Consider the following 20,201-nt stretch of genomic DNA (forward strand, 5'->3'; position numbering starts at 1 on the left):
TCTTTCATGCCATGTTGTCCTTCGAGCCGGACATGAACTGGATGAACACATGGTCCTTCGAGCCGGACATGAACTGGATGAACACATCCTCAAGGCTGGTCTCGCCCGGCGCTACCGTCACGCCCTTGTGCTCCTTCTCGACATCCGCAAGCGCCTTTTCGAGCGCCGCCTTGTCGGAGCCGACGACATGCAGCGTGGCGCCGAACGGCGCCACCTGGTCGATGCCGGGACGGCCCTGCAGCGCCTCGGCAACCTGGTCGAGCCGCGGCCCCTGCAACACGAAAGTGGTCAGCCCGGCATTCTTGACCACCTCGTCCACCGTGCCGGTGGCCAGCATCTTGCCGTAGGAGATGTAACTGATGCGGTGGCAGCGCTCGGCCTCGTCCATGTAATGGGTGGAGACGAGCACGGTGAGCCCGCCGCTCGCCAGCCTGTGGATCTCGTCCCAGAACTCTCGCCGCGCCTTCGGGTCGACGCCTGCCGTCGGCTCGTCGAGCAGAAGCAGCTTCGGCTCGTGCATGATGCAGGCCGCCAGCGCCAGCCGCTGCTTCCAGCCTCCCGAAAGTGTGCCGGCCAGCTGGTTGCGGCGTGTCGCCAGGCCGAGGTCATCGAGCGTGCGGGCCACATATTCCTCGACCGGCCTCAGCCGGTAGAGCCGCGCCACGAATTCGAGATTCTCGCCGATCGTCAGATCCTCGTAGAACGAGAACTTCTGCGTCATGTAGCCGACTTCGCGTTTGATCTTGAGCGCATCGGTCAGGATGTTGAAGCCCAGCACCGTGCCCTCACCCTCGTCCGGCGTCAAAAGCCCGCACATGATGCGGATGGTCGTCGTCTTGCCCGAGCCGTTCGGCCCGAGGAAGCCGACGATCTCGCCCTCGGCCACCGTCATCGTCACATGGTCGACGACGGTCTTGTCGCCGAAGCGCTTGACCAGTCCGTGGACGTCGATGACGTTCATTTCCCAAGATCCGCCAGGTCGACATCGACGATTTGGCCGGGCTGCAGCGGCCCGGCATCGCCCTCCGGCCGCGCCTCGACGAGAAAGACCAGCTTCTGCCGGTTCTCAAGCGAGTAGATCACCGGTGGGGTGAATTCCGGATCGGGCGACACGTAGCTGACGCGCGCCTTCAGATCCGGCCCGCAGCCGTCGCAACGGACGCTGAGCAGCGTGCCGACCTTGACCGAGGAGAAGGCGGTCTCCGGCACATAGACGCTGAGCTTCACCGCGCCGTCGGGCAGCATCGAGATCACCGGCGCGGTCGGTCCGGCGGTGTCGCCGGGGTTGCGGATGACATCGTTGATGCGCCCGGGCGAGGGTGCCGTCAGCACCCGCTTCGACAGTCGCCACACGGCCTGCCCCAATTCAGACTGCGCCTGCTTGACCTGGTTCTCGGCCGCCTTGATCGTCTCGGCCCGCGCCGGCAGGCCGCCGACAGCGAGATTGGCTTCGGCCTGGCCGACCTGCGCGTTTGCCGTCTCCAGCGAAGCCGAAGCCGTATCGTAGTCGGCCTGCGTGCCGGTGCCGCGCTTGTAGAGGTCGCTGGCGCGGTCATATTTGCGCTTGGCGTCGGCGGCCTGCGCCTTCGCCATGTCGACCTCGGCCTTCAGCACCGCGATCTCTTCCGGCCGCTTGCCCACCTTGAGGTCGGCAAGCTGCGCCTGCGCCTGGGCGAGCGCGGCTCCAGCCTGCGCTACGGCGATCTTGGCGTCGGCGTTCTCCAGCGTCACCACCGGCGCGCCCGGCTCGACGCGGTCGCCGCGCTTGACCGTGACCGTTTCGACCTGCGCGACCTCGATCGGCGCCAGCAGCACATATTCGCCTTCGACATAGCCGACGGCCAGCGGTGCGGCCGGCGCGCAGGCACCGAACAGCTGGGCCGCGAGCGGCAGCGAACAGAGAAAGCTCATGATTTGCCCTTCCTGCCGGCGGCTGCGTCGCGCGCCGCCAGCATTGCCCTGAGGTTGTCGGTCGCGACCGCCACCACCTTGGCGGCCTCCTTGTCGCCGATCTCGCGCCAGTCCATCCTGCGCATCACCGCCTCGCGTCCGATGCGGAAATAGATGACCTGGCCGATCATGGTGAACACGGTGAGCCGGGTGGCTTCGCTCTCGGCGGGCTCGCCGGTCGCCTGCTCCCAGATCTGGCAAAGCCGGCGATGCGTCGGCTCGAACACGCCTGCATAGATACGGTCGAGCGCCGCCGTCGGGTGCGACAGCTCGCGGAGTACGAATTGTACGATCTCGCCGGCCTGAGGGCTTGCAACGACAAAGCCGACCATCCGCTCCAGCGCGGCAAAAAGCTGTGCCCGCGCGGCTTCCGGGTTTGAAGGGGCGGTCTGCTGGGGTGCGCCGAGCGCCTGGCCGGCAACCCCCTGGATGGTCTCGACGATGAAGTCGGCGGCGGCGGCGCGCAGGCCTTCCTTGCCACCGAAATGATAGGCGATGGAGCCGATATTGGCCTTGGCCTCGGCCGCGATCTCGCGCGTCGAGGTGCCGTCGAAGCCTTGCCGGCCGAACAGCTTGAGCGCGGCATGGACAAGGGCTGCGCGCGTTTGATCGGCGGGAGAGGCTTCGCGTTGCGGCCTTTTGGTGTTCGTCTGCTTGCTCATGATATTCGTTTAATCAATCGATTGATTAAAGTCAAATTGAATCCCGACTCGGCTTGCCATCTCCGTCCGCGCGGGCTTTATTGCGCGGCCATGGGCAAGGAAGTCGAGCGCAAGTTCCTGGTCTCTGACCCCACCTGGCGCAGCCTGGTCGAGGCGGATATCCGCATTCGCCAGTTCTACGTTGGCGCACAGCCCGGCCGCACGGTGCGCGTGCGCATCAACGACGGGCGTTCCGCCGAGCTGACGCTGAAGTTCGGCGACAGGGCGCGCGAGCGCGACGAATTCGAATATCCCATCCCTCTCGCCGAGGCCGAGGAATTGATGGCGTTCGCCATTGGGCGTGTCATCGAGAAGACACGCCACCATGTTAGACACCGCGGCTATCTCTATGAAGTCGATGTGTTCGGCGGAGTGCTCTCGGGGCTCGTGGTCGCGGAGTTGGAGACGCCGGAGGACGTACCTGACGAAATGCTGCCCGACTGGCTCGGTCGCGAGGTCACCGGCGAGTCGAGGTTCTACAACGCGTCGCTGGCCCTCGGGGGGATTCCGGAGATCGCCGCATGAGCTTTCGTATCGATCCGCGCTTGCCGCTGACCGGCGAGGTCAGGCGCATATTGGCCGACGAGATCGGCAGGGCTCTCGGCCATCTCGAGACGGCGCGCGACAAACCGGAGCAGGGACTGCACAAATGCCGCAAGCGGCTGAAGAGCGTGCGGGCCTTGCTGCGCTTGGTTCGTTCCGGAGACGAACCGTTCTGCCAGACCGAAAACGAATGTTATAAGCAGGTGTCGGCGCTGCTTGCCGGCCCGCGCGAGGCGACCGCTCTCATCGAGACCGTCGATCGCCTGGCGGACGCCTTTCCGGAACAAAGCGCCGGCGGCGGCCTCGACGCCGTTCGTGACCGGCTGGTGCTGCGCCAGCATGAGCTCCACGCCGGCCCTGGTCTCGACGCCGCCATAAATGCCGCCGTCACCGCTTGCCAGGAAGGGCTGGAGCGCATCGACAGGCTGTCCCTGCCCGATCAGCCGGAGCAGGCGGCCGACATCCTGGCCGAAGGCGCCCGCGCCACCTTGCGGCGGGCGAAAAAGGCGCTGGACAAGGCCGGCTCGCGCGGCGAGGCCGACGACTTTCACGGTCTGCGCAAGGCGGCCAAGACGCACTCGATGCATCTGTCGCTGCTCGGCCGCCTGTGGCCGACGCCGATCAAGGCGCGCCGCAAGGCGGTCGACAAGCTCGGCGAGCTGCTGGGCGAGCTGCATGACGTCTTCGTCATGCGCGCGCTGCTCGCCGCCGACGGCGAGCCGCTCGGCCCGCCCGAAGACACCAAGCTTCTGCGCAAGCTCCTGAAGCGTTCGGAAAAAAGCCTCAGCAAGGCCTGCCTTGCCGATGCTACCGAACTGTTCGGCGACAGCCCCAAGCGCTCGGCCAAAAGGCTGGCGCGCAAGGCGCGTGACGATCTCGCCGTTCCCCACGAGGAAGCCAAGGCGGCCTGATCATGGTCTAAGTGGCCGGCCTGTGCTAATCGGCGTCTGGCATGACTGCGCCGGCCGACACCCTTCTGGATCGACTTGGCCGCTGGCTCGCCGGCCGGCTGCAGGATGAATCTTCGGGCTATGAGCCCTATACGCCGTCCGATGCCGACACGCTGCGCCGCACGCTGCAGCCTGGTGACGTCCTGCTCATCGAAGGCAACCAGAAGATCTCGGCGGTGATCAAGTATCTCACCCAGTCGACCTGGTCGCATGCGGCCTTCTATGTCGGCGATGCCTTGCCGCAGCCCGAGGACGGTTCGGAGCGGCCGCGCCTGATCGAGGTGACGCTCGGCGAAGGCTGCGTTGCCGTGCCGCTGTCGCGCTACCGCACCTACAATACCCGCATCTGCCGCGCGAGTGGGCTGACGCCCGAGGATCGCGACAAGGTCGTTGCCTTCATGATCGGCAAGCTCGGCCTCAGATACGATCTCAAGAACATTTTCGACATGCTGCGCTTTTTCCTGCCGGCGCCGCCGGTGCCGGTGCGCTGGCGCCGCCGCCTGCTGGCATTCGGCTCCGGCGATCCGACACGGGCCATCTGCTCGACGCTGATCGCCGAAGCTTATGGCCAGGTCCGCTATCCGATCCTGCCCGAGATCACCCGAGCGCCCGGCCGCGCCTCGGCGCAGTCGAGCTATATGCGCCGCGAGATCCTGCACATCCGCCATCACTCGCTCTACACGCCACGCGACTTCGATCTGTCGCCCTATTTCCGTATCGTCAAGCCGACGCTGGAATATGGCTTCGACTATCGGGCGGTCGCGTGGGAGGACACCGCGGCCGATTCGGAAGAAAAGGCCGCCGAGTAGCTCTGCCTGAGACGAGGGCCCGGTCGGCAGGTCACGCCGGCAGCGGTCGCTTCGAGGTCTCGGCGCGCGCGCCGGCATCTCGCGGGTGCGGCCCAATCGGCATGATCGCCGGAAACGGCGTCGCGCCGAAGGCAAAGGTCCATTTGTAGCCGATGAGCTGATCTTCCGGCGTGGTGTGCTGGTCATGGTGGGCAAGCAGCCTTGCCCGCTCGGCAAGGTCCTCCGCCTCCCGCCGCACCATCTCCGCCGTTTCCGGCCGCATGCGCCGCGAGAAGCTGACGAATGTCGCTTGGCCGTCCATATGGCCGATCGCCCAGCCGATGAAGTTCTTGTTGGTCGTCTCGAAATGCGGCTTCAGCGGGCCCTCGAAATCCCACTGGATCGGCGTCTCGACAAGGAGCCTTGCCGACAGGCCGCGCCCGAGCGCCACCAGGCCAAGCTCTTCCAGATCGCGCAGGTAGAGGAACATCGAGGCTTCGCTGAGGCCCTGCGAGCGCATGATGCCCTCGGGCGTGAATTTTTCGGAGAGCATGATGAAGACGAAGAGCAGCGCCGGCCGTGCGGCGAGCTTGCGCTCGATCTCCGGCGCGACGTGGTTGGCCGGTCCCGGCCCCCGGCTCATCGAGCCCAGCACATTCTCCAGTTCCACTTCCGCCGCGGCGCAGATCTCCATCAGCCGGTCGAGCTTGCAGTTGCGCTCATGGAAGATACGCTTCACCGTCGGCTCGGAAACGCCCATGCGCTCGGCCAGCGCCCGGTAGGTCAGGCCCTTGGCCTTCAGCGTCCGTTTCAGCGCCTCGAAGATCGGACCGTTCATGGAATGCACCTCGTTTGCGTGAATTCGTATCGATCTTCGATACTAGTCCCGAAGCGCCTTCCGGAAAAGTATCGAAAAACCTAGCTCTCCGCCGTCATCACAGGAGAGCACCATGAAAACCCTCATCGCCTCGACCTTTCTCGCCATCATCAGCATCGCGACGACTCCCGCCGCCCAGGCCGGCGAGATCTGGCGCGCATCCGGTTTCGAGCAGCCGGAATCGGCGCTTGTCGACGCCGCCAACAAGCGCATCGTCGTCTCCAACATCGTCGGCAATCCCGGCGATGCCGACGGCAACGGTTATCTGTCGCTGCTGTCACTGGACGGCAAGGTCATCACCCGCCACTGGGTAGACGGCATGGATGCGCCCAAGGGCATGGCGATCGCCAGCGGCAGGCTCTACGCCGCCGACATCACCAAGATCCGCGTCGTCGATCTCGCCAGCGGCAAGCTGGTCTCGACCATCGACGTGCCCGGCGCCGTCTTTCTCAATGACATGACTTCCGATGCCTCGGGCAAGGTCTATGTCAGCGACATGCTGGCCGACACGATCTACCGCATCGACGGCGACAAGCCGGAGCTGTTCGTCAAGGATGCGCTGCTCGCCTCGCCCAACGGCGTCTTCGCCGATGGCGACCGGCTGATCGTCGCGTCCTGGGGCAAGGGCATCAAGCCCGATTTCAGCACGGCGGAGCCCGGCAGCCTGCTCGCGGTCGATTTGGCCAGTAAGAAGGTCACGCCGCTGCCCGGCGCTCAAGAATTCGCCGACCTCGACGGCGTCGTCGCTATTGGCGACGATATCTACGCCACCGCCTACATGACTGGCACGCTCTACCGCTACCGTGCCGGCGGCAAGCCCGAGGTTGTCGCTTCCTTCAAGCCGGGCAGCGCCGACATCGGCACCGATGGCAGCTCGATCATCTATGTCCCGCTGATGAACGAAGGCGCGGTCGCGGCGCTGAAGATCGACTGAGAGCCGTCGGGGGAACGACGTCAATCGGGATTGGACCGCTATATCGACGGGGCTGCCATCTGGTTCCGCCGCTCGCTGCCGGGTAGCAGTCCGCCGCATGAGCGAAGCCGCGAAGACATCCAGCCTGACCTGCGCCGTTTCCCCGACGATCCCGGTGTTCATATGCGCGCTGGCGATCTTTCTGCTGTCCGGGATGGACGCGGCGATGAAGTCCCTGGTCATCGCCGTAGGCGTGTACAACACGGTGCTGTGGCGCAGCATGGTCGCGACCTTGATCGCGGGCACGGCTTGGTCGACCGGGCCGCGCTCGAAACCGGCCCTTCCGGTGCTGGGGCTGCATGCGCTGCGCGCTGCGGTTGTCGGCATCGTCCTGGTGTCGTTCTTCTGGGGTCTCGCCAGGTTGCCGCTCGCCGAGGCGATCGGGCTCAGCTTTGTCGCGCCTCTGTTTGCGCTGTTCCTCGCCGCGCTGTTGTTGGGCGAACGTATAAGGCGGCAGGTCGTGTGGGCGTCGCTGGCCGGCATCGCGGGCGTCGCGATCATATTGGCCGGCCAGTTTGGGGCGGCAAGCCATTCGCAAGATGCCCTGCTTGGCACGGCTGCGGTGCTCGTATCGACGGTGTTCTATGCCTATAATCTGATCCTCTCCCGGCAACAGGCACTGTTGGCCAAGCCAATCGAGATCATGCTGTTCCAGAACCTCTGCGTCGCAATCATCCTTGGTCTCGCCGCGCCGTGGCTTGCCGTTGCGCTGCCGAACGACCTCTGGCTTCCCCTGGTCGGGGTGGCGGTGCTTTCGCTCGCCGGTCAATTCCTGATGAGTTGGTCCTACGCCCGCGCCGAGGCGCAATATCTCATCCCGACGGAATACTCGGCCTTTATCTGGGCAATCGCGCTTGGTTGGTTCTTCTTCGGCGAGGAGGTGGCCTGGACAACGCTGACAGGGGCATGCCTGATCGTCTGTGGCTGCCTGATCGCCGCGCGCGCAAACCCGAAGCTTGCCGAGCCGATCGAAGCGGCAGTTTGAGGACGCTGCGACGGTTTGATGTCGGTTGCGGCTCAGCGCTGCTGGGTCTGCGCCGCGGGGGACTTCAGCCGCACGCCCCTGCCGCCGCGCTCGCTGGCCTGGTTCTCGCCGATCAGCTCCACCCCGATCTCGTCGAGTGCCTGGATGACCTTCATCAGCGAGTCGACAACGCCCCGGACGACGCCTTCGCTCGCTTCCATGCGTTGTATGGTCGGAAGCGAAACCCCGGCGCGCTCGGCGAGCGTTCTCTGGTCGATGCCGGCCAATGCCCTCCCAGCGCGCATCTGTGCGGCAGTCATCATCGGCCGGAATCCATGTCTGGACGTGCAGTATCGATGTATAATATAAATATTACAATGTCTCAAGCATCATCGAGAGTTTAGAAATAGGCGCGGGATCAATCGCTGTCAGCCACCACCTTGCGCCGCTGCAGCAGGCGCGCCGCGAGCCAGCATAACGTGGCCCAGGCGAAGCCGGCGCACCAGCCAGCAAGCACGTCCGACGGCCAATGCACGCCGAGATAGACGCGGCTGGTTCCGACCAGCACCGTGGTGAGCACGGCGAGGCCGAGCACGAAGATCTTCGTCCTGCGGTTCGGCAGGAAGCGCGCGGCGAGTGAGCCCAGCGTGAGATAGGTCACCGCCGACAGCATCGCGTGGCCGCTCGGAAAGGACAGTGACGTCTCGTTGACGAGATGCGAGACAAGATCGGGGCGGGGCCGGTCGACCTCGTGCTTGAGCAGGCTGGACACCACCTGCCCGCCCGCCACCGAAACGAACACGAACAGTGCCGTCGCCGGTCGGCGCATCAGCAGAAAATAGACGATCGCCGCAGTCGTGATCAGCACCACCACGGTGGAGCTGCCCAAGCTGGTGATGTCGCGCATCGCGCCTTGAAGCCAGGGTGGACCGATCGGGCTGTCCGGCTGTCCGGCATGGCGGAAGGCGAGCAGGATTTCCGTGTCGAAGGCGTGCGGGGTCGTGGCGCGCGCCACCTCCATGAGTTCCAGCAGGCCCCATAGCCCGCAGGCGATCGCCAGCCCGGCCAGAAGCACCGGGAATTCTATTCTGTTGAGCAGCGCCTTGGCGGTCGATTTCATTCGATGCCCACTTTGTTCGATGCCCACTTTGTTCGATGCCCACTTTGTTCGATGCCCTTCGGTCCAGCTACAGCCGCTGCATATAGGGCCCGAGCGTGATCAGCGCGACGGCGGCGATCGCCAGCACGACGCCGGTCGCCTGCAATGCATTCAATCGCTCGCCGAAGAAGACCAGTGCAACGACATTCACCGACACCAGTTGGATCACCGCCGACAGGCTGAACGACACCGACATGCCGAATTCGCGGATCAGCCGGAGCATGATCAGATTGCCGGCGGAATAGAGCGCGAGCGTCAAAAGGATCTTGGCCAGGCTCGGCGCCAGTCCCCATTGTTTGGCCGCCATCGCCGCCAGCAGGAAGATCACCGTCGAAACGCCAAGCTGCGCCAATCCCCAGAAACTCACGTTTTCATCCCTCCTGAAGCGGCCGTCGCCGCGCCCGTCGCCGTTCTTGTTTCCGAAGCGCGCGAAGCCGTCAAGCTGATCGCGTCGGGCGAGGCACGCTGCGACGGGATCGAAGCCGGATGTCGCAAAATACGCCTCGCAGCCATGGTTGGCGCCTTTGCGTCGAGGCCGCTCTTGGATCCGCTCGCCGGGTTGTTGTGCCCGTAATTGGCACCGGTGCATGCGCGGCCGGAGGCGAACAATCGTCAGTCGGCAAATCGACCTTGTTTAATCATGCCGATGTCACGAAAATGTGATCGGCCGCCTATAGGGATCGACAGGTCACACGTTCCAGCCACCTCAAGAGCCAGAGGACAGCTTATGACCCAATCCCCCGAGACCCGCTTCCGCACCAGCCTGCTCGAGGAAAATGACGGCCCGCCCGTCAATCCCACCGACAACCGCACCATGGGCGAGATCATCGCCGCGCGCTTCTCTCGCCGCGGTTTCCTGAAGGGTTCGCTGGCCGTCTCGGCCATTGCCGCCACCGTCAGCCCGCTTGCGCTCGTCGCGGCAGACGACGCGCGCGCCACCGAAGGCTCCGCCTTCAAATTCGACGAGCTCGAGGCTGGCATCGACGACAAGCACCATGTCGCGCCGGGCTACGACGCCGACGTGCTCTTGCGCTGGGGCGACCCGCTGTTTGCCGATTCGCCGGGGTTCGATCCGACCAGGCAGTCGGCCGAGGCTCAGGCCAGGCAGTTCGGCTACAACAACGACTATGTCGGCTATATCCCGATCGACGGCTCGGCCGAGCATGGTCTGCTGGTCGTCAACCACGAATACACCAACCCGCATCTGATGTTCCCGGGCATCGTCAAGACCGTCGACAAGGACGGCAAGAAGGCCGCCGAGGTGGCGCCGCTCAGCAGGGAGCAGGTCGATGTCGAGATGGCGGCGCATGGCGGCACCATCGTCGAGATCCGCAAGGAAGGCGGCAAATGGCAGGTGGTGCGCGACGGCAAGCTCAACCGCCGCATCATGTCCACCACCGAAATGGCGCTTTCCGGTCCGGTCGCCGGCCATGATCGCGTCAAGACCAATGCCGATCCGTCCGGCACCAAGGTCATCGGCACCGTCAACAATTGCGCCGGCGGCGTCACCCCCTGGGGCACCTATGTGATGGCCGAGGAGAACATCCATGGCTATTTCTCGGGCGAATTGCCGGAAGGCCACAAGGAAGCCGGCAACTACAAGCGCCTCGGCATTCCGGAAGGCGCCTATGAATGGGGTGCCCATTACGACCGCTTCAACCTTGCCAAGGAGCCGAACGAGCCCAACCGCTTCGGCTGGATCGTCGAGGTCGACGTCAACGATCCGAATTCGGTGCCGAGGAAGCGCACCGCCATGGGCCGCTTCAAGCATGAGGGCGCCGAATCGATCGTCGCCGAGGACGGCCGTGTCGTCTTCTATCTCGGCGACGACGAACGCTTCGACTATGTCTACAAATTCGTCACCGCTGGGAAGTTTAATCCCAATGACCTCGCGGCCAACATGGACCTGCTCGACGACGGCACGCTGCATGTGGCGAAGTTCGCCGAGGACGGCTCGGTCGAATGGATGCCGATCGTGTTCGGCCAAGGCCCGCTGACGGCGGAGAACGGGTTCGCCAGCCAGGCCGACGTGCTGATCGAGACCCGCCGCGCCGCCGACCTGCTCGGCGCCACCAAGATGGATCGCCCGGAAGACATCCAGCCCAATGCCGGCAACGGCAAGGTCTATGTCATGCTGACCAACAATTCGAAGCGCAAGGCCGACCAGGTCGACGCGGCAAACCCGCGCGCGGAAAACGCCTTCGGCCACATCATCGAGATCGTCGAGGACGGCGGCGACTTCGCCGCCACCAAGGGCAAGTGGGAAGTGCTGTTGAAATGCGGCGACCCCTCGGTGGCCGATGTCGGCGCCACCTTCTCGACAGCGACCACCGCCAATGGCTGGTTCGGCATGCCTGACAATTGCGCCGTCGATTCCGCCGGTCGCCTCTGGGTCGCCACCGACGGCCAGGGGCCGAAGGCCACCGGCCGCACCGACGGCCTCTGGGCGGTCGACACCGAGGGTGCTGCGCGGGCGACCTCAAAACTGTTCTTCCGCGTGCCGATCGGCGCCGAAATGTGCGGCCCGCTGTTTTCGCCGGACGACCAGACCGCTTTCGTCGCCGTCCAGCATCCGGCCGACGGCGGCGACGACTGGGAAGGTTTTGGACGCCCGTCCTACTACGAGGACCCGTCGACCCGCTGGCCGGACTTCAAGCCGGACATGCCGGTGCGGCCGGCCGTCGTCGCGATCACCAAGCAGGGCGGCGGCAAGATCGCGGTTTGATAGGCCGGGTCTCTGCAGACCAGAAGGAAGGGTTCCGGTGATCCGGGATCCTTCCTCTCATGTCGACAATCACCCCGCACGTCGAATCACGGCCATGTTCAGGGTGCTTCTCAACCGGAAGCCGATGGACTCGTAGAGCGTTATGGCGGCAGCGTTGCTGTCATAGGCGTGGAGATAGGGAATCTCTCCGCGCGCCATGATCCGGTTTGCCACGAAGAGCGACAGCAGCCTGGCAAGGCCGCCGCCGCGGAAGTCCGGATGCGAGCAGACGCCGCTGAGTTCTGAGTAGCCGGGCTGCTTCATGCGCTCGCCGGCCATCGCCGAGAGCCTGCCGTCGATCTTCACGCCCCAGAACTCGCCGAGGCTTAAGGCTTCCAGTGTGAACGGGCCTGGCTTGGTGAGCGATGCCAGGGCGAGCATCTCGGCCGCATCGTGCCGTGTCAGTCGCTGCACACGCTCATCGGACACCGTCTGCACCGGTTGCTCGGCGACCATCTGCACCAGGGACGCTGTCGAAACCGCGGAAAGCTCCACAGGCAGGACGATCCTGTCCGTCTGAACCAGGATCGAGCTTTCAAGCGATGGGAGAAGCTTGCCCAGCGCGCGCAGGCTTTCCGCATCGTCCGCCGCGGTGGCGGCGAAAGGAACGATCGACGGCCGGTACCGCCGGGCAAGATTGTCGCCTTCCGCGAAGGCCTGATGGCGCGTTGCAAGCGCGCTCCAGATGGGACGGTCGAGAACGTGTTTCATGGCGCGACGGCCTTGGGCGCGACGGCCTTGGCTTTTTCCGCGCGCCGGTGGAGCGGGGTCGCGGCCAGCCGATCCTCGATGGCTGCGAGCTGGCCGAGAAGAGGCCCGGAGAGGTCCGCGCACAATTGCGCGACCGCGTCCTCGATGCGCGGCCAGACGTCGCGCTTGGCGGTGTCGACCAGCCGCTGGCCGTTCGCCGAGAGGGAGACGATCCTGCGTCGCTGGTCGTCGTTCGATTGCATGACCTCGACCAGGCCGAGGTCGGTGAGGAGCGACACGGCCCGCGTCACGCCCGGCTGCGCGACGCCGAGGGACTGCGCCAGCTCGCCGACCGGCAGCGGCCCCAGCCTGTCGAGCGCGGCGAGCAGGGGATACTGGCTCGACTGGATCCGCACATCCAGACGATCGAGCACGCGCTGCGTGTCGGCCTGCAACTGCTCGCCAATGCGCTTCAGCCTGCTGCCGAGGCAGACAAAGCCGAGGGACCGCAGAATGTCTTCCATCGTCGACCTGCCGGAGCGAAAAACGATAACTTGATATATAACATTGCATGGACTTTGGCAATATGACTTGGCGATGCAAGCCGGTCAGTGCCGGCTTCGGCCGGCAGACATTCCCTCTTCATTCGCGGTCGATAGCATCCTATATGGCGCTGGCGCGACATGACCGATAATCGGTCGCGCCAAGGCGACTGATTCGAGGCCCGCGGGCTGCGGGTCTCTGTTCATCGGCACGCGGAAGCTCATGCCCTCCCTGCGTATCTATATCGACAGGTTTCTTGAAGGCGCGGCGCCCAAGGTGCCGCGCCGCGAGCTGACGCATCTCGAGCGCCTGGCGCTGGTTCGGCGGCATGGCGACTTCTCGCTCGCCTATTCCACCGCCGTGCAGCAGAAGCTGTCCTATTTCAGCGACGGCGACGGCTACATCGCCTTCGGCACCAAGATGAAGCACCATTTCGCCCTCGGCGATCCGGTGGTCGATCCGGCGGACAGGCCCGGCTATATCAAGCGCTTCGTCGAGGCTGCCGGCGGCCCCTGGTTCGTCCAGATCGGCGCCGCCACGGCAAAGGTGCTGGCCGGGCTCGGCTATCAGGTCAACCGGCTGGGTGTCGACACCAGCCTGCAATTGCCGGCGCATGATTTCTCGGGCAAGCGCAACGAAACCGTGCGCTATTCCGAGCGCTGGCTGGCGAAGAAGGGCTTCACCTTCGCCGAGGACAGGGCCAACATGCTCCTCGCCGAGGTTTCGCGGCTGTCCGAGAATTGGCGCGGCGAGCGCATCGTCAAGCGCTGGGAGATGGGCTTCCTCAACCGTCCCTTCGCCGACCATCTCGGCGCCGACATGCGCCGCTTCGTCCTGCATGGTCCCGAAGGCGAGCTCGTCGCCATCCTCGATTTCGATCCGCTGTTCAGCGGCGGCAAGGTCATCGGCTACACCACCGCCTTCAAGCGCAAGCAGGTCGACGCCACCCCGCATGCCGAGATCGGCCTGACCAAGTACGCCGTCGACCGCTTTCGCGAGGAAGGCATTTCGGTCGTCACGCTCGGCCTGTCGCCGCTGCTCGATGTGGAACCGAGCGGCTTTGCCGAATCGAATTTCTGGCGCGGCGCCTTCCAGCGCGCCTACCAGTCGCCCTGGGTCAACCGCTCGCGCTTCAACCTGCAGGGCCAGGCCGCCTTCAAGCGCCGCTTCCACGGGCTGGAGGAACCGACCTACATCGCCTTCCGAAGAGGGACGCTGATGGAGATGCTGGGGCTGCTGCGGCTGATCAAGGCGATTTGAAATAGGCCCTATTTCCTCTCCCACGCTCCGCGGGGCGAGGAACCGCCCCTTCGTCGGCCCGTCAGTTCCTGAGCCGATACCCCGTCCGGAAGATCCACGCCACGATCGCGATGCAGACGGCCAGGAACACCAGCGTCATGCCGAGGCTGACGCCGACCGAGACATCCGCCTTGCCGTAAAAGCTCCAGCGGAACCCGCTGATCAGGTAGACGACCGGGTTGAACAGCGTGACCGTCTTCCAGATGCCGGGCAGCATGTGGATGGAATAGAAGCTGCCGCCGAGGAAGGTGAGCGGCGTGACGATCAACAGCGGCACCAGCTGCAGCTGCTCGAAAGTCTTTGCCCAGATGCCGATGATGAAGCCGAACAGGCTGAAGGTCACCGCCGTCAGCACCAGGAAGGCGACCATCCAGAACGGATGCTCTATCCTCAGCGGCACGAACAGCGCCGCGGTGCCTAAGATGATCAGTCCGAGCAGGATCGACTTGGTCGCCGCGCCCCCGACATAGGCGATGATGATCTCGAGATAGGAGACCGGCGCCGACAAAAGCTCGTAGATCGAGCCGACGAATTTCGGGAAGTAGATGGCGAAGGACGCGTTCGAGATCGACTGCGTCAGAAGCGAAAGCATCGTCAGCCCCGGCACGATGAAGGCGCCGTAGCTGATGCCGTCGATCTCAGTGATGCGCGAGCCGATGGCCGAGCCGAAGACGACGAAATAGAGCGATGTCGAGATGACCGGCGAGATGATGCTCTGCAGCACCGTGCGAAACGCGCGCGCCATCTCCATCCGGTAGATCGCCCACACTGCACGAAGATTCATGGCCGCGCGCAGGTTCATGGCTCTTGCCTCAGGAGATTGACGAAGATCTCTTCGAGCGTGCTGTTCTTGGTGTCGAGATCGCGGAACTGGATGCCTGCGGCCTCGAGGTCGCGGATCAGCGAGGCGACACCCGGCCGGTCGCTCTGGTTGTCATAGGTGTAGGTGAGCTGCCCGCCGTCGCTCGACAGCTCCAGCGCATAGCGCGACAGGCCGTCCGGCATGGCGGTGAGGGGCGCGCGGAGCTCCAGCGTCATCTGCTTGCGGCCGAGCTTGCGCATCAATTCGGCCTTGCCTTCGACCAGGATGATCTCGCCACGGTTGATGACGCCGACCCGGTCGGCCATCGCCTCGGCCTCCTCGATGTAATGCGTGGTCAGGATGATGGTGACGCCGTCCTCGCGCAGGCGCCGCACCATCGCCCACATGTCCTGCCGCAATTCGACGTCGACGCCGGCCGTCGGCTCGTCGAGGAACAGAACGCGCGGCTCATGCGACAGCGCCTTGGCGATCATCAGCCGGCGCTTCATGCCGCCCGAAAGCGTGATCGCCTTGGCGTCCTTCTTGTCCCATAGCGAGAGGTCGCGCAGCACCTTCTCGACGAAATCCTTGTTGGGAGCCTTGCCGAACAGGCCGCGGCTGTAGTTCACCGTCGCCCAGACCGTCTCGAAGGCGTCGATGGTGAGCTCCTGCGGCACCAGCCCGATCAGGCTGCGCGCCGCGCGGTAGTCCTTGCTGATGTCGTGTCCGTCCACGGTGACGCTGCCCGACGAGCGGTTGACGATGCCGCACACGATCGAGATCAGCGTCGTCTTGCCGGCGCCGTTCGGCCCGAGCAGCGCGAAGATCTCGCCGCGCTCGATGTCGAGATTGATTTCCTTCAACGCCTTGAAGCCGGTGGCATAGGTTTTCGTGACACCGGAAATCGAGATGATGGATGACATGCTGAAAAACGGCCGGCTGGAAAAACGTGACCTGATATAGGTCGGATGTCGTTTTATTCAAATCGGCAATCGACGGTCCTCCTGACAGTTCTGGACAGTCGCCTTCGCCGGCTGGCGGCACAACGGTGTCGCGAACGCGTCCGCGGCGTCGAGAAGCTGTCACGCGGGAGGTTTACCCAGTCCGGGAACGGCTCCGGTCTGGCGCTGCGACAACCCGCCTCGCGTGACGCCGCGCCGCTTTGACCGATGCTCCTATGAGGCCTATCCTCGAAGAATAACAGCAGCCGGAGTCGCCCATGGACCCGCTCATTCTGTCGCGTATCCAGTTCGGCGCGAATATTTCGTTCCATATCCTGTTTCCGGCGATCACCATTGCACTTGGCTGGGTGCTGCTGTTCTTCAAGCTCCGCTACAACGCCACGGGCGACTCCGCCTGGATGCGCGCTTATTTCACCTGGGTGAAGGTTTTCGCGCTGTCTTTCGCCATGGGCGTGGTTACCGGCGTCACCATGAGCTTCCAGTTCGGCACCAACTGGCCGGGCTACATGCAGAAGGTCGGCAACATCGCCGGCCCGCTGCTTGCCTATGAGATCCTCACCGCCTTCTTCCTGGAGGCGGCCTTCCTCGGCATCATGCTGTTCGGCTTCCGCCGCGTCTCCAACCGCATCCACACGCTGGCGACGGTCCTGGTGGCCGGCGGCACCACGGTTTCCGCCTTCTGGATCATTGCGCTGAACTCCTGGATGCAGACGCCGGCCGGCTTCGAAATGCGCGATGGGGTGGCGCATGCCGTGAACTGGTGGGCGGTGATCTTCAATCCTTCGATGCCCTATCGCCTCGTCCACATGCTGCTGGCCTCGGGGCTCACCGTCTCCTTCCTGATCGCCGGCCTGTCGGCGCTGCGCTACCTGGTTGGCGACCGCTCGGAATCGATGTGGAAGGCGCTGCGCACCGGCGTCTTTACCGCCGCCATCCTGATCCCGATCCAGATCTTCGCCGGCGACCAGCACGGGCTGAACACGCTTGCGCACCAGCCGCAGAAGATCGCCGCAATGGAAGCCAACTGGAACACCGGCCCCAACGTGCCGCTGGTCCTGTTCGCGCTGCCGGACGAGGCGGCGAAGGAGAACCGGTTCGAGATCACCATTCCGGACGGCGCCAGCCTCGTGCTGCGCCACAGCGCCAGCGGCGTCGTGCCGGGCTTGAACGACTATCCCGGCAACCATCCGCCGGTCTTCCCGGTGTTCTGGGGCTTCCGCGTCATGGTCGGCACCGGCATCTTGATGCTCATCGTCTCCTGGTCGGCCGCCTATTTCCTCAAGCGGCGCCACAGCCTGCCGAAGCCGCTTGCCCTGCTTATGGTTCCCATGACCATCTCCGGTTGGGTGGCGACGCTCGCCGGGTGGTACACGACCGAGACCGGCCGCCAGCCTTGGCTGGTCACCGGCGTGCTGAAGACGGCGGAGGCGGTCGGCCCGGTCGCCGGCAGCCATGTGGCGCTGACTTTGGCCGTCTATCTCATCCTCTATGTGCTGCTCTTGATCGCCTATCTCGGCGTGCTGGTGCATCTGGCGCTGAAGGCGGCCAAGGATGGCGACGCCTCGCCGCTGCCGGGCGCCATGAACGCCGCCCTTTCACAGCAGGCCGCGGGAGAGTGAAACGATGACCTTCGACTGGCCGACCGCGCTTCCGCTGATCTTCGCCGGCCTGATGGGCCTCGCCATTCTGATCTATGTCATCCTCGACGGTTTCGATCTCGGCATCGGCATCCTGTTCGCCGCCGCCGAAGACTCAGAGCAGGACACGATGATCGCCGCGATTGGTCCCTTCTGGGACGCCAATGAGACCTGGCTGGTGCTGGCGGTCGGGCTTTTGCTGGTCGCCTTCCCGATGGCGCACGGCACCATCCTGACCGCGCTCTATATCCCGGTTTTCCTGCTGCTGGTCGGGTTGATCCTGCGCGGCGTCGCCTTCGATTTCCGCGCCAAGGTGCCGGCCGGCAAGAAGCAGCGCTGGAACCGCATCTTCTTCATCGGCTCGGCAACCGCCTCGCTGGCGCAGGGCTATATGCTGGGCGTCTATGTGCTCGGCCTCGATGTCGGCTTTGGCGGCATGGCCTTCGGCGCGCTGGTCGCGCTCTGCCTCTCGGCGGCTTACGCCGCGATGGGTTCCGCCTGGCTGATCTATAAGACCGAGGGCGACCTGCAGGTGAAGGCCGTGCGCTGGCTGCGCACCACGCTGGTGCTGACGGCGCTCGGCATGGTCGCCGTGTCCTTGGCCACGCCCAACGCCAGCCCGCGCATCTTCGACAAATGGTTCCTCTGGCCCGAGATCCTCTATCTCTCGCCGCTGCCGATTGTGTCGGCGCTGCTGTTCCTGTGGCTGTGGCGGCAGACCTTCCATCTGCCGCGGCCCGATGACAGCCATGCGTTGACGCCGTTCCTGACCTTGGCCACCATCTTCGCGCTCGGCTTCGCCGGCCTCGCCTGGTCGTTCTATCCGTTCGTGGTGCCCGACAGGCTGACGATCTGGCAGGCCGCCTCGGCGCCGGAAAGCCTGGCCTTCATCCTGGTCGGCACCGTCGTCGTGCTGCCGATCATCATCTTCTATTCCTTCTACGCCTACCGCGTGTTTGGGGGGAAGGCGACGGATTTGACCTACGATTGAAAGCGATCTCCCCCTTGAGGGGGAGATGGCCGGCAGGCCAGAGGGGGTCGTCTCACATAAATCGCCGGCGTTGTCGTTCGTCGCGGAAGGCGCTGGTGCTCTACGCGCGGCGACCCCCTCTGTCGCCTTCGGCGACATCTCCCCCTCGAGGGGGGAGATTAGGCGCTCAGCTCTTGCTGCTTGCCAGCACCAGCACCGGCTTTTCGCTGTAGAGCTTGGGGAACAACGACTTCAGGTTCTCGATCTTGGGCAGGTCGTTGTAGACGATATAGGGGTAGGTCGGGTTCAGCGTCAGAAAATCCTGATGGTAGTCCTCGGCCGGGTAGAAGGTCTTGCCGGTCTCCAGCGTCGTGACGATCGGCTTGCCAAACACCTTGGCCTTGTCGAGCTGGGCGATGTAGCTCTCGGCGACCTTCTTCTGCTCGTCGTTCTCGGCGAAGATCGTCGAGCGGTACTGCGTGCCCTGGTCCGGCCCCTGGTAGTTGAGCTGGGTCGGATTGTGCGCGACCGAGAAATAGACCTGCAAGAGCTGGCCATAGGTGACCTTCGACGGGTCGTAGGTGATTTCGACCGATTCCGCATGCCCGGTGCGGCCGGTGCCGACGATCTCGTAGACGGCGTTCTCGGCGCTGCCGCCGGTGTAGCCGGAAACGGCCTTGCTGACGCCCTTGACGTGCTGGAACACGCCCTGCACGCCCCAGAAGCAGCCGCCGGCGAAGATGGCTTTCTCGGTGCCGCTGGCGGCTTTTTCATCCATGGCCGGCGGCGGGATCACGACCGCGTCCTCGGCCGAGCGTGCCGGCGTCTCCCAGAAGGCGGCGGCCGCCGCCGTCAGCACCAGCGCCGCTAGCGGGGCCAGGAACCGCCGCGCGGCCTTTTTTTCGATGCCGTTCATGTTGGATCTCCTTGTTCTAGCTTACGACTATACGACGGAAGCCGCCGCAAGTTTCTCACTTTGCCGTGCGGCGGCCGGCGGCGCTCCCCTCTCCGTCTCGGCTTCGCCGAGCCACCTCTCCCCCATTTCATGGGGGCGAGGAAACGCCAATCGCCGAGGTCGCGGCCTTCGCAAGCCTGGGTTCCTCGCCCCCGCAGAGCGGGGAGCGGTGGATCGGCGCGCAGCGCCGAGACGGAGCGGGGGAGCGCCCTCTGCGATTGTTCGGCCCGCTGAAGAGAGGCCGGCACCGCTTATTGAGCCGGAGCCATCGCGTTGGCCGGCTTCATCGCATCCGTCGCGGGTTTCATGGCGTCGGTGGCCGGCTTCATCGCCTGGGTGCTCATCGCATCGGGCTTCATCGCATCAGCCGGTTTCATGGCGTCGGTCGCCATCGCATTGGCGGGCTTCATGGCGTTGGTCGCGTCGTCGGCGCGGGCGCCGGCGGCGAAAGCCGTGGTTGCGAGCGCAATGGCGAGCGCCGTCAGAAATTTGGTCACGCCGGTCTTTTTGGTCACGTAGGTCTCCTTGGGTTGTGGCGCGCGGATGCGGGCCGGATGGTGCGCTGCCGCTTCCTGCGGCGCCGCGCGAAAAATCAGTTGGCGGCGGCCGCCAGGATCGGCCCGCCGCCCGGTGCCTGCACCAGCACCGCGGTGCTGAGCCCGCTGCCGGCCGCG

At 64.8% G+C, this 20,201-nt stretch carries 22 protein-coding genes; 9 read left to right on the forward strand and 13 right to left on the reverse strand.

Annotated elements, in window-relative coordinates:
- Positions 1 to 4: 4 nt before the first annotated feature.
- From AU465_RS27610 to AU465_RS27620, 3 genes are read right to left on the reverse strand one after another with little or no spacing between them, the layout of a single operon-like run.
- Entirely contained in the window at positions 5 to 961 is a 957-nt protein-coding gene (locus tag AU465_RS27610; protein ID WP_192255217.1) for an ABC transporter ATP-binding protein, read from the reverse strand.
- A complete protein-coding gene (locus AU465_RS27615) occupies positions 958 to 1,911 on the reverse strand; it encodes an HlyD family secretion protein (protein WP_192255219.1) in 954 nt (317 codons plus the stop codon). The genes AU465_RS27610 and AU465_RS27615 overlap by 4 nt, the downstream gene beginning before the upstream one ends.
- Positions 1,908 to 2,612 (reverse strand): CerR family C-terminal domain-containing protein, encoded by a 705-nt coding sequence (locus AU465_RS27620; RefSeq protein ID WP_192255221.1) that lies wholly within the window; start codon positions 2,610 to 2,612, stop codon positions 1,908 to 1,910. Before AU465_RS27620 ends, AU465_RS27615 begins: the two co-directional genes overlap by 4 nt.
- Before the next feature lie 90 nt (positions 2,613 to 2,702).
- On the opposite strand from AU465_RS27620, the gene AU465_RS27625 reads away from it, so the two are divergent.
- From AU465_RS27625 to AU465_RS27635, 3 genes are read left to right on the forward strand one after another with little or no spacing between them, the layout of a single operon-like run.
- A complete protein-coding gene (locus tag AU465_RS27625; RefSeq protein ID WP_192255223.1) occupies positions 2,703 to 3,176 on the forward strand; it encodes a CYTH domain-containing protein in 474 nt (157 codons plus the stop codon).
- Positions 3,173 to 4,105: a CHAD domain-containing protein gene (locus AU465_RS27630; protein ID WP_192255225.1), complete on the forward strand. Its 933-nt coding sequence runs from the start codon at positions 3,173 to 3,175 to the stop codon at positions 4,103 to 4,105. The genes AU465_RS27625 and AU465_RS27630 overlap by 4 nt, the downstream gene beginning before the upstream one ends.
- A gap of 41 nt (positions 4,106 to 4,146) precedes the next feature.
- A complete protein-coding gene (locus AU465_RS27635; protein ID WP_192255227.1) occupies positions 4,147 to 4,953 on the forward strand; it encodes a C40 family peptidase in 807 nt (268 codons plus the stop codon).
- Positions 4,954 to 4,984: 31 nt separating this feature from the next.
- On the opposite strand, the gene AU465_RS27640 is transcribed toward AU465_RS27635, so the two are convergent.
- Positions 4,985 to 5,770, reverse strand: coding sequence for a helix-turn-helix domain-containing protein (locus tag AU465_RS27640; protein ID WP_192255229.1), 786 nt, complete (start codon positions 5,768 to 5,770; stop codon positions 4,985 to 4,987).
- A gap of 112 nt (positions 5,771 to 5,882) precedes the next feature.
- On the opposite strand from AU465_RS27640, the gene AU465_RS27645 reads away from it, so the two are divergent.
- Positions 5,883 to 6,743: an SMP-30/gluconolactonase/LRE family protein gene (locus tag AU465_RS27645; RefSeq protein WP_192255231.1), complete on the forward strand. Its 861-nt coding sequence runs from the start codon at positions 5,883 to 5,885 to the stop codon at positions 6,741 to 6,743.
- Between the two features lie 97 nt (positions 6,744 to 6,840).
- Positions 6,841 to 7,767, forward strand: coding sequence for a DMT family transporter (locus AU465_RS27650; protein WP_192255233.1), 927 nt, complete (start codon positions 6,841 to 6,843; stop codon positions 7,765 to 7,767).
- Positions 7,768 to 7,799: 32 nt separating this feature from the next.
- Here the strand turns inward: AU465_RS27650 and AU465_RS27655 are convergent, their stop codons facing one another.
- The 3 genes from AU465_RS27655 to AU465_RS27665 form a co-directional block, all read right to left on the reverse strand.
- Entirely contained in the window at positions 7,800 to 8,069 is a 270-nt protein-coding gene (locus AU465_RS27655) for a helix-turn-helix domain-containing protein (RefSeq protein ID WP_192255235.1), read from the reverse strand.
- Between the two features lie 95 nt (positions 8,070 to 8,164).
- Positions 8,165 to 8,866 (reverse strand): phosphatase PAP2 family protein, encoded by a 702-nt coding sequence (locus AU465_RS27660; RefSeq protein ID WP_192255238.1) that lies wholly within the window; start codon positions 8,864 to 8,866, stop codon positions 8,165 to 8,167.
- Positions 8,867 to 8,933: 67 nt separating this feature from the next.
- Entirely contained in the window at positions 8,934 to 9,272 is a 339-nt protein-coding gene (locus AU465_RS27665; protein WP_127859561.1) for a hypothetical protein, read from the reverse strand.
- A gap of 360 nt (positions 9,273 to 9,632) precedes the next feature.
- On the opposite strand from AU465_RS27665, the gene AU465_RS27670 reads away from it, so the two are divergent.
- Positions 9,633 to 11,630, forward strand: coding sequence for a PhoX family protein (locus AU465_RS27670; protein WP_192255240.1), 1,998 nt, complete (start codon positions 9,633 to 9,635; stop codon positions 11,628 to 11,630).
- Between the two features lie 69 nt (positions 11,631 to 11,699).
- Here AU465_RS27670 and AU465_RS27675 read toward each other — a convergent pair whose 3' ends face one another.
- Together AU465_RS27675 and AU465_RS27680 are read right to left on the reverse strand one after the other, a co-directional pair.
- The gene (locus AU465_RS27675) at positions 11,700 to 12,380 is read right to left on the reverse strand and encodes a GNAT family N-acetyltransferase (RefSeq protein ID WP_192255242.1); all 681 of its coding nucleotides are present in this window, start codon (positions 12,378 to 12,380) and stop codon (positions 11,700 to 11,702) included.
- Positions 12,377 to 12,883, reverse strand: a complete 507-nt coding sequence (locus tag AU465_RS27680; RefSeq protein WP_192255244.1) for a MarR family winged helix-turn-helix transcriptional regulator — start codon at positions 12,881 to 12,883, stop codon at positions 12,377 to 12,379. Before AU465_RS27680 ends, AU465_RS27675 begins: the two co-directional genes overlap by 4 nt.
- Before the next feature lie 241 nt (positions 12,884 to 13,124).
- Here AU465_RS27680 and AU465_RS27685 point away from each other — a divergent pair, with 241 nt between their 5' ends.
- Positions 13,125 to 14,162, forward strand: a complete 1,038-nt coding sequence (locus tag AU465_RS27685) for a phosphatidylglycerol lysyltransferase domain-containing protein (protein WP_192255246.1) — start codon at positions 13,125 to 13,127, stop codon at positions 14,160 to 14,162.
- A gap of 61 nt (positions 14,163 to 14,223) precedes the next feature.
- Here AU465_RS27685 and AU465_RS27690 read toward each other — a convergent pair whose 3' ends face one another.
- Positions 14,224 to 14,985, reverse strand: a complete 762-nt coding sequence (locus tag AU465_RS27690) for an ABC transporter permease (protein WP_192255262.1) — start codon at positions 14,983 to 14,985, stop codon at positions 14,224 to 14,226.
- Between the two features lie 14 nt (positions 14,986 to 14,999).
- Positions 15,000 to 15,926, reverse strand: coding sequence for an ABC transporter ATP-binding protein (locus AU465_RS27695; RefSeq protein ID WP_192255248.1), 927 nt, complete (start codon positions 15,924 to 15,926; stop codon positions 15,000 to 15,002).
- Between the two features lie 296 nt (positions 15,927 to 16,222).
- On the opposite strand from AU465_RS27695, the gene AU465_RS27700 reads away from it, so the two are divergent.
- Together AU465_RS27700 and AU465_RS27705 are read left to right on the forward strand one after the other, a co-directional pair.
- Complete coding sequence (locus AU465_RS27700; protein ID WP_192255250.1) at positions 16,223 to 17,584, forward strand: cytochrome ubiquinol oxidase subunit I; 1,362 nt, start codon at positions 16,223 to 16,225, stop codon at positions 17,582 to 17,584.
- A 4-nt stretch (positions 17,585 to 17,588) separates the two neighbouring features.
- Complete coding sequence (locus tag AU465_RS27705; RefSeq protein WP_192255252.1) at positions 17,589 to 18,593, forward strand: cytochrome d ubiquinol oxidase subunit II; 1,005 nt, start codon at positions 17,589 to 17,591, stop codon at positions 18,591 to 18,593.
- Between the two features lie 166 nt (positions 18,594 to 18,759).
- Here the strand turns inward: AU465_RS27705 and msrA are convergent, their stop codons facing one another.
- Together msrA and AU465_RS27715 are read right to left on the reverse strand one after the other, a co-directional pair.
- The gene (gene msrA, locus AU465_RS27710) at positions 18,760 to 19,488 is read right to left on the reverse strand and encodes a peptide-methionine (S)-S-oxide reductase MsrA (RefSeq protein ID WP_192255254.1); all 729 of its coding nucleotides are present in this window, start codon (positions 19,486 to 19,488) and stop codon (positions 18,760 to 18,762) included.
- Positions 19,489 to 19,778: 290 nt separating this feature from the next.
- Positions 19,779 to 20,024: a hypothetical protein gene (locus AU465_RS27715; protein WP_192255264.1), complete on the reverse strand. Its 246-nt coding sequence runs from the start codon at positions 20,022 to 20,024 to the stop codon at positions 19,779 to 19,781.
- Positions 20,025 to 20,201 lie beyond the last annotated feature (177 nt).

Origin of the sequence: Mesorhizobium silamurunense (assembly GCF_014843905.1) — a bacterium.
Taxonomy (GTDB): Bacteria; Pseudomonadota; Alphaproteobacteria; order Rhizobiales; family Rhizobiaceae; genus Mesorhizobium; species Mesorhizobium silamurunense.

Excerpts from the sequence above, each read along its gene's own strand:
- AU465_RS27695 (WP_192255248.1), bottom strand. The coding sequence starts at position 15,926 with ATGTCATCCATCATCTCGATTTCCGGTGTCACGAAAACCTATGCCACC.
- AU465_RS27645 (WP_192255231.1), top strand. The coding sequence starts at position 5,883 with ATGAAAACCCTCATCGCCTCGACCTTTCTCGCCATCATCAGCATCGCG.
- AU465_RS27620 (WP_192255221.1), bottom strand. The coding sequence starts at position 2,612 with ATGAGCAAGCAGACGAACACCAAAAGGCCGCAACGCGAAGCCTCTCCC.
- AU465_RS27630 (WP_192255225.1), top strand. The coding sequence starts at position 3,173 with ATGAGCTTTCGTATCGATCCGCGCTTGCCGCTGACCGGCGAGGTCAGG.
- AU465_RS27640 (WP_192255229.1), bottom strand. The coding sequence starts at position 5,770 with ATGAACGGTCCGATCTTCGAGGCGCTGAAACGGACGCTGAAGGCCAAG.
- msrA (WP_192255254.1), bottom strand. The coding sequence starts at position 19,488 with ATGAACGGCATCGAAAAAAAGGCCGCGCGGCGGTTCCTGGCCCCGCTA.
- AU465_RS27690 (WP_192255262.1), bottom strand. The coding sequence starts at position 14,985 with ATGAATCTTCGTGCAGTGTGGGCGATCTACCGGATGGAGATGGCGCGC.
- AU465_RS27615 (WP_192255219.1), bottom strand. The coding sequence starts at position 1,911 with ATGAGCTTTCTCTGTTCGCTGCCGCTCGCGGCCCAGCTGTTCGGTGCC.
- AU465_RS27670 (WP_192255240.1), top strand. The coding sequence starts at position 9,633 with ATGACCCAATCCCCCGAGACCCGCTTCCGCACCAGCCTGCTCGAGGAA.
- AU465_RS27685 (WP_192255246.1), top strand. The coding sequence starts at position 13,125 with ATGCCCTCCCTGCGTATCTATATCGACAGGTTTCTTGAAGGCGCGGCG.
- AU465_RS27610 (WP_192255217.1), bottom strand. The coding sequence starts at position 961 with ATGAACGTCATCGACGTCCACGGACTGGTCAAGCGCTTCGGCGACAAG.
- AU465_RS27650 (WP_192255233.1), top strand. The coding sequence starts at position 6,841 with ATGAGCGAAGCCGCGAAGACATCCAGCCTGACCTGCGCCGTTTCCCCG.
- AU465_RS27655 (WP_192255235.1), bottom strand. The coding sequence starts at position 8,069 with ATGATGACTGCCGCACAGATGCGCGCTGGGAGGGCATTGGCCGGCATC.
- AU465_RS27700 (WP_192255250.1), top strand. The coding sequence starts at position 16,223 with ATGGACCCGCTCATTCTGTCGCGTATCCAGTTCGGCGCGAATATTTCG.
- AU465_RS27705 (WP_192255252.1), top strand. The coding sequence starts at position 17,589 with ATGACCTTCGACTGGCCGACCGCGCTTCCGCTGATCTTCGCCGGCCTG.
- AU465_RS27625 (WP_192255223.1), top strand. The coding sequence starts at position 2,703 with ATGGGCAAGGAAGTCGAGCGCAAGTTCCTGGTCTCTGACCCCACCTGG.
- AU465_RS27660 (WP_192255238.1), bottom strand. The coding sequence starts at position 8,866 with ATGAAATCGACCGCCAAGGCGCTGCTCAACAGAATAGAATTCCCGGTG.
- AU465_RS27675 (WP_192255242.1), bottom strand. The coding sequence starts at position 12,380 with ATGAAACACGTTCTCGACCGTCCCATCTGGAGCGCGCTTGCAACGCGC.
- AU465_RS27635 (WP_192255227.1), top strand. The coding sequence starts at position 4,147 with ATGACTGCGCCGGCCGACACCCTTCTGGATCGACTTGGCCGCTGGCTC.
- AU465_RS27680 (WP_192255244.1), bottom strand. The coding sequence starts at position 12,883 with ATGGAAGACATTCTGCGGTCCCTCGGCTTTGTCTGCCTCGGCAGCAGG.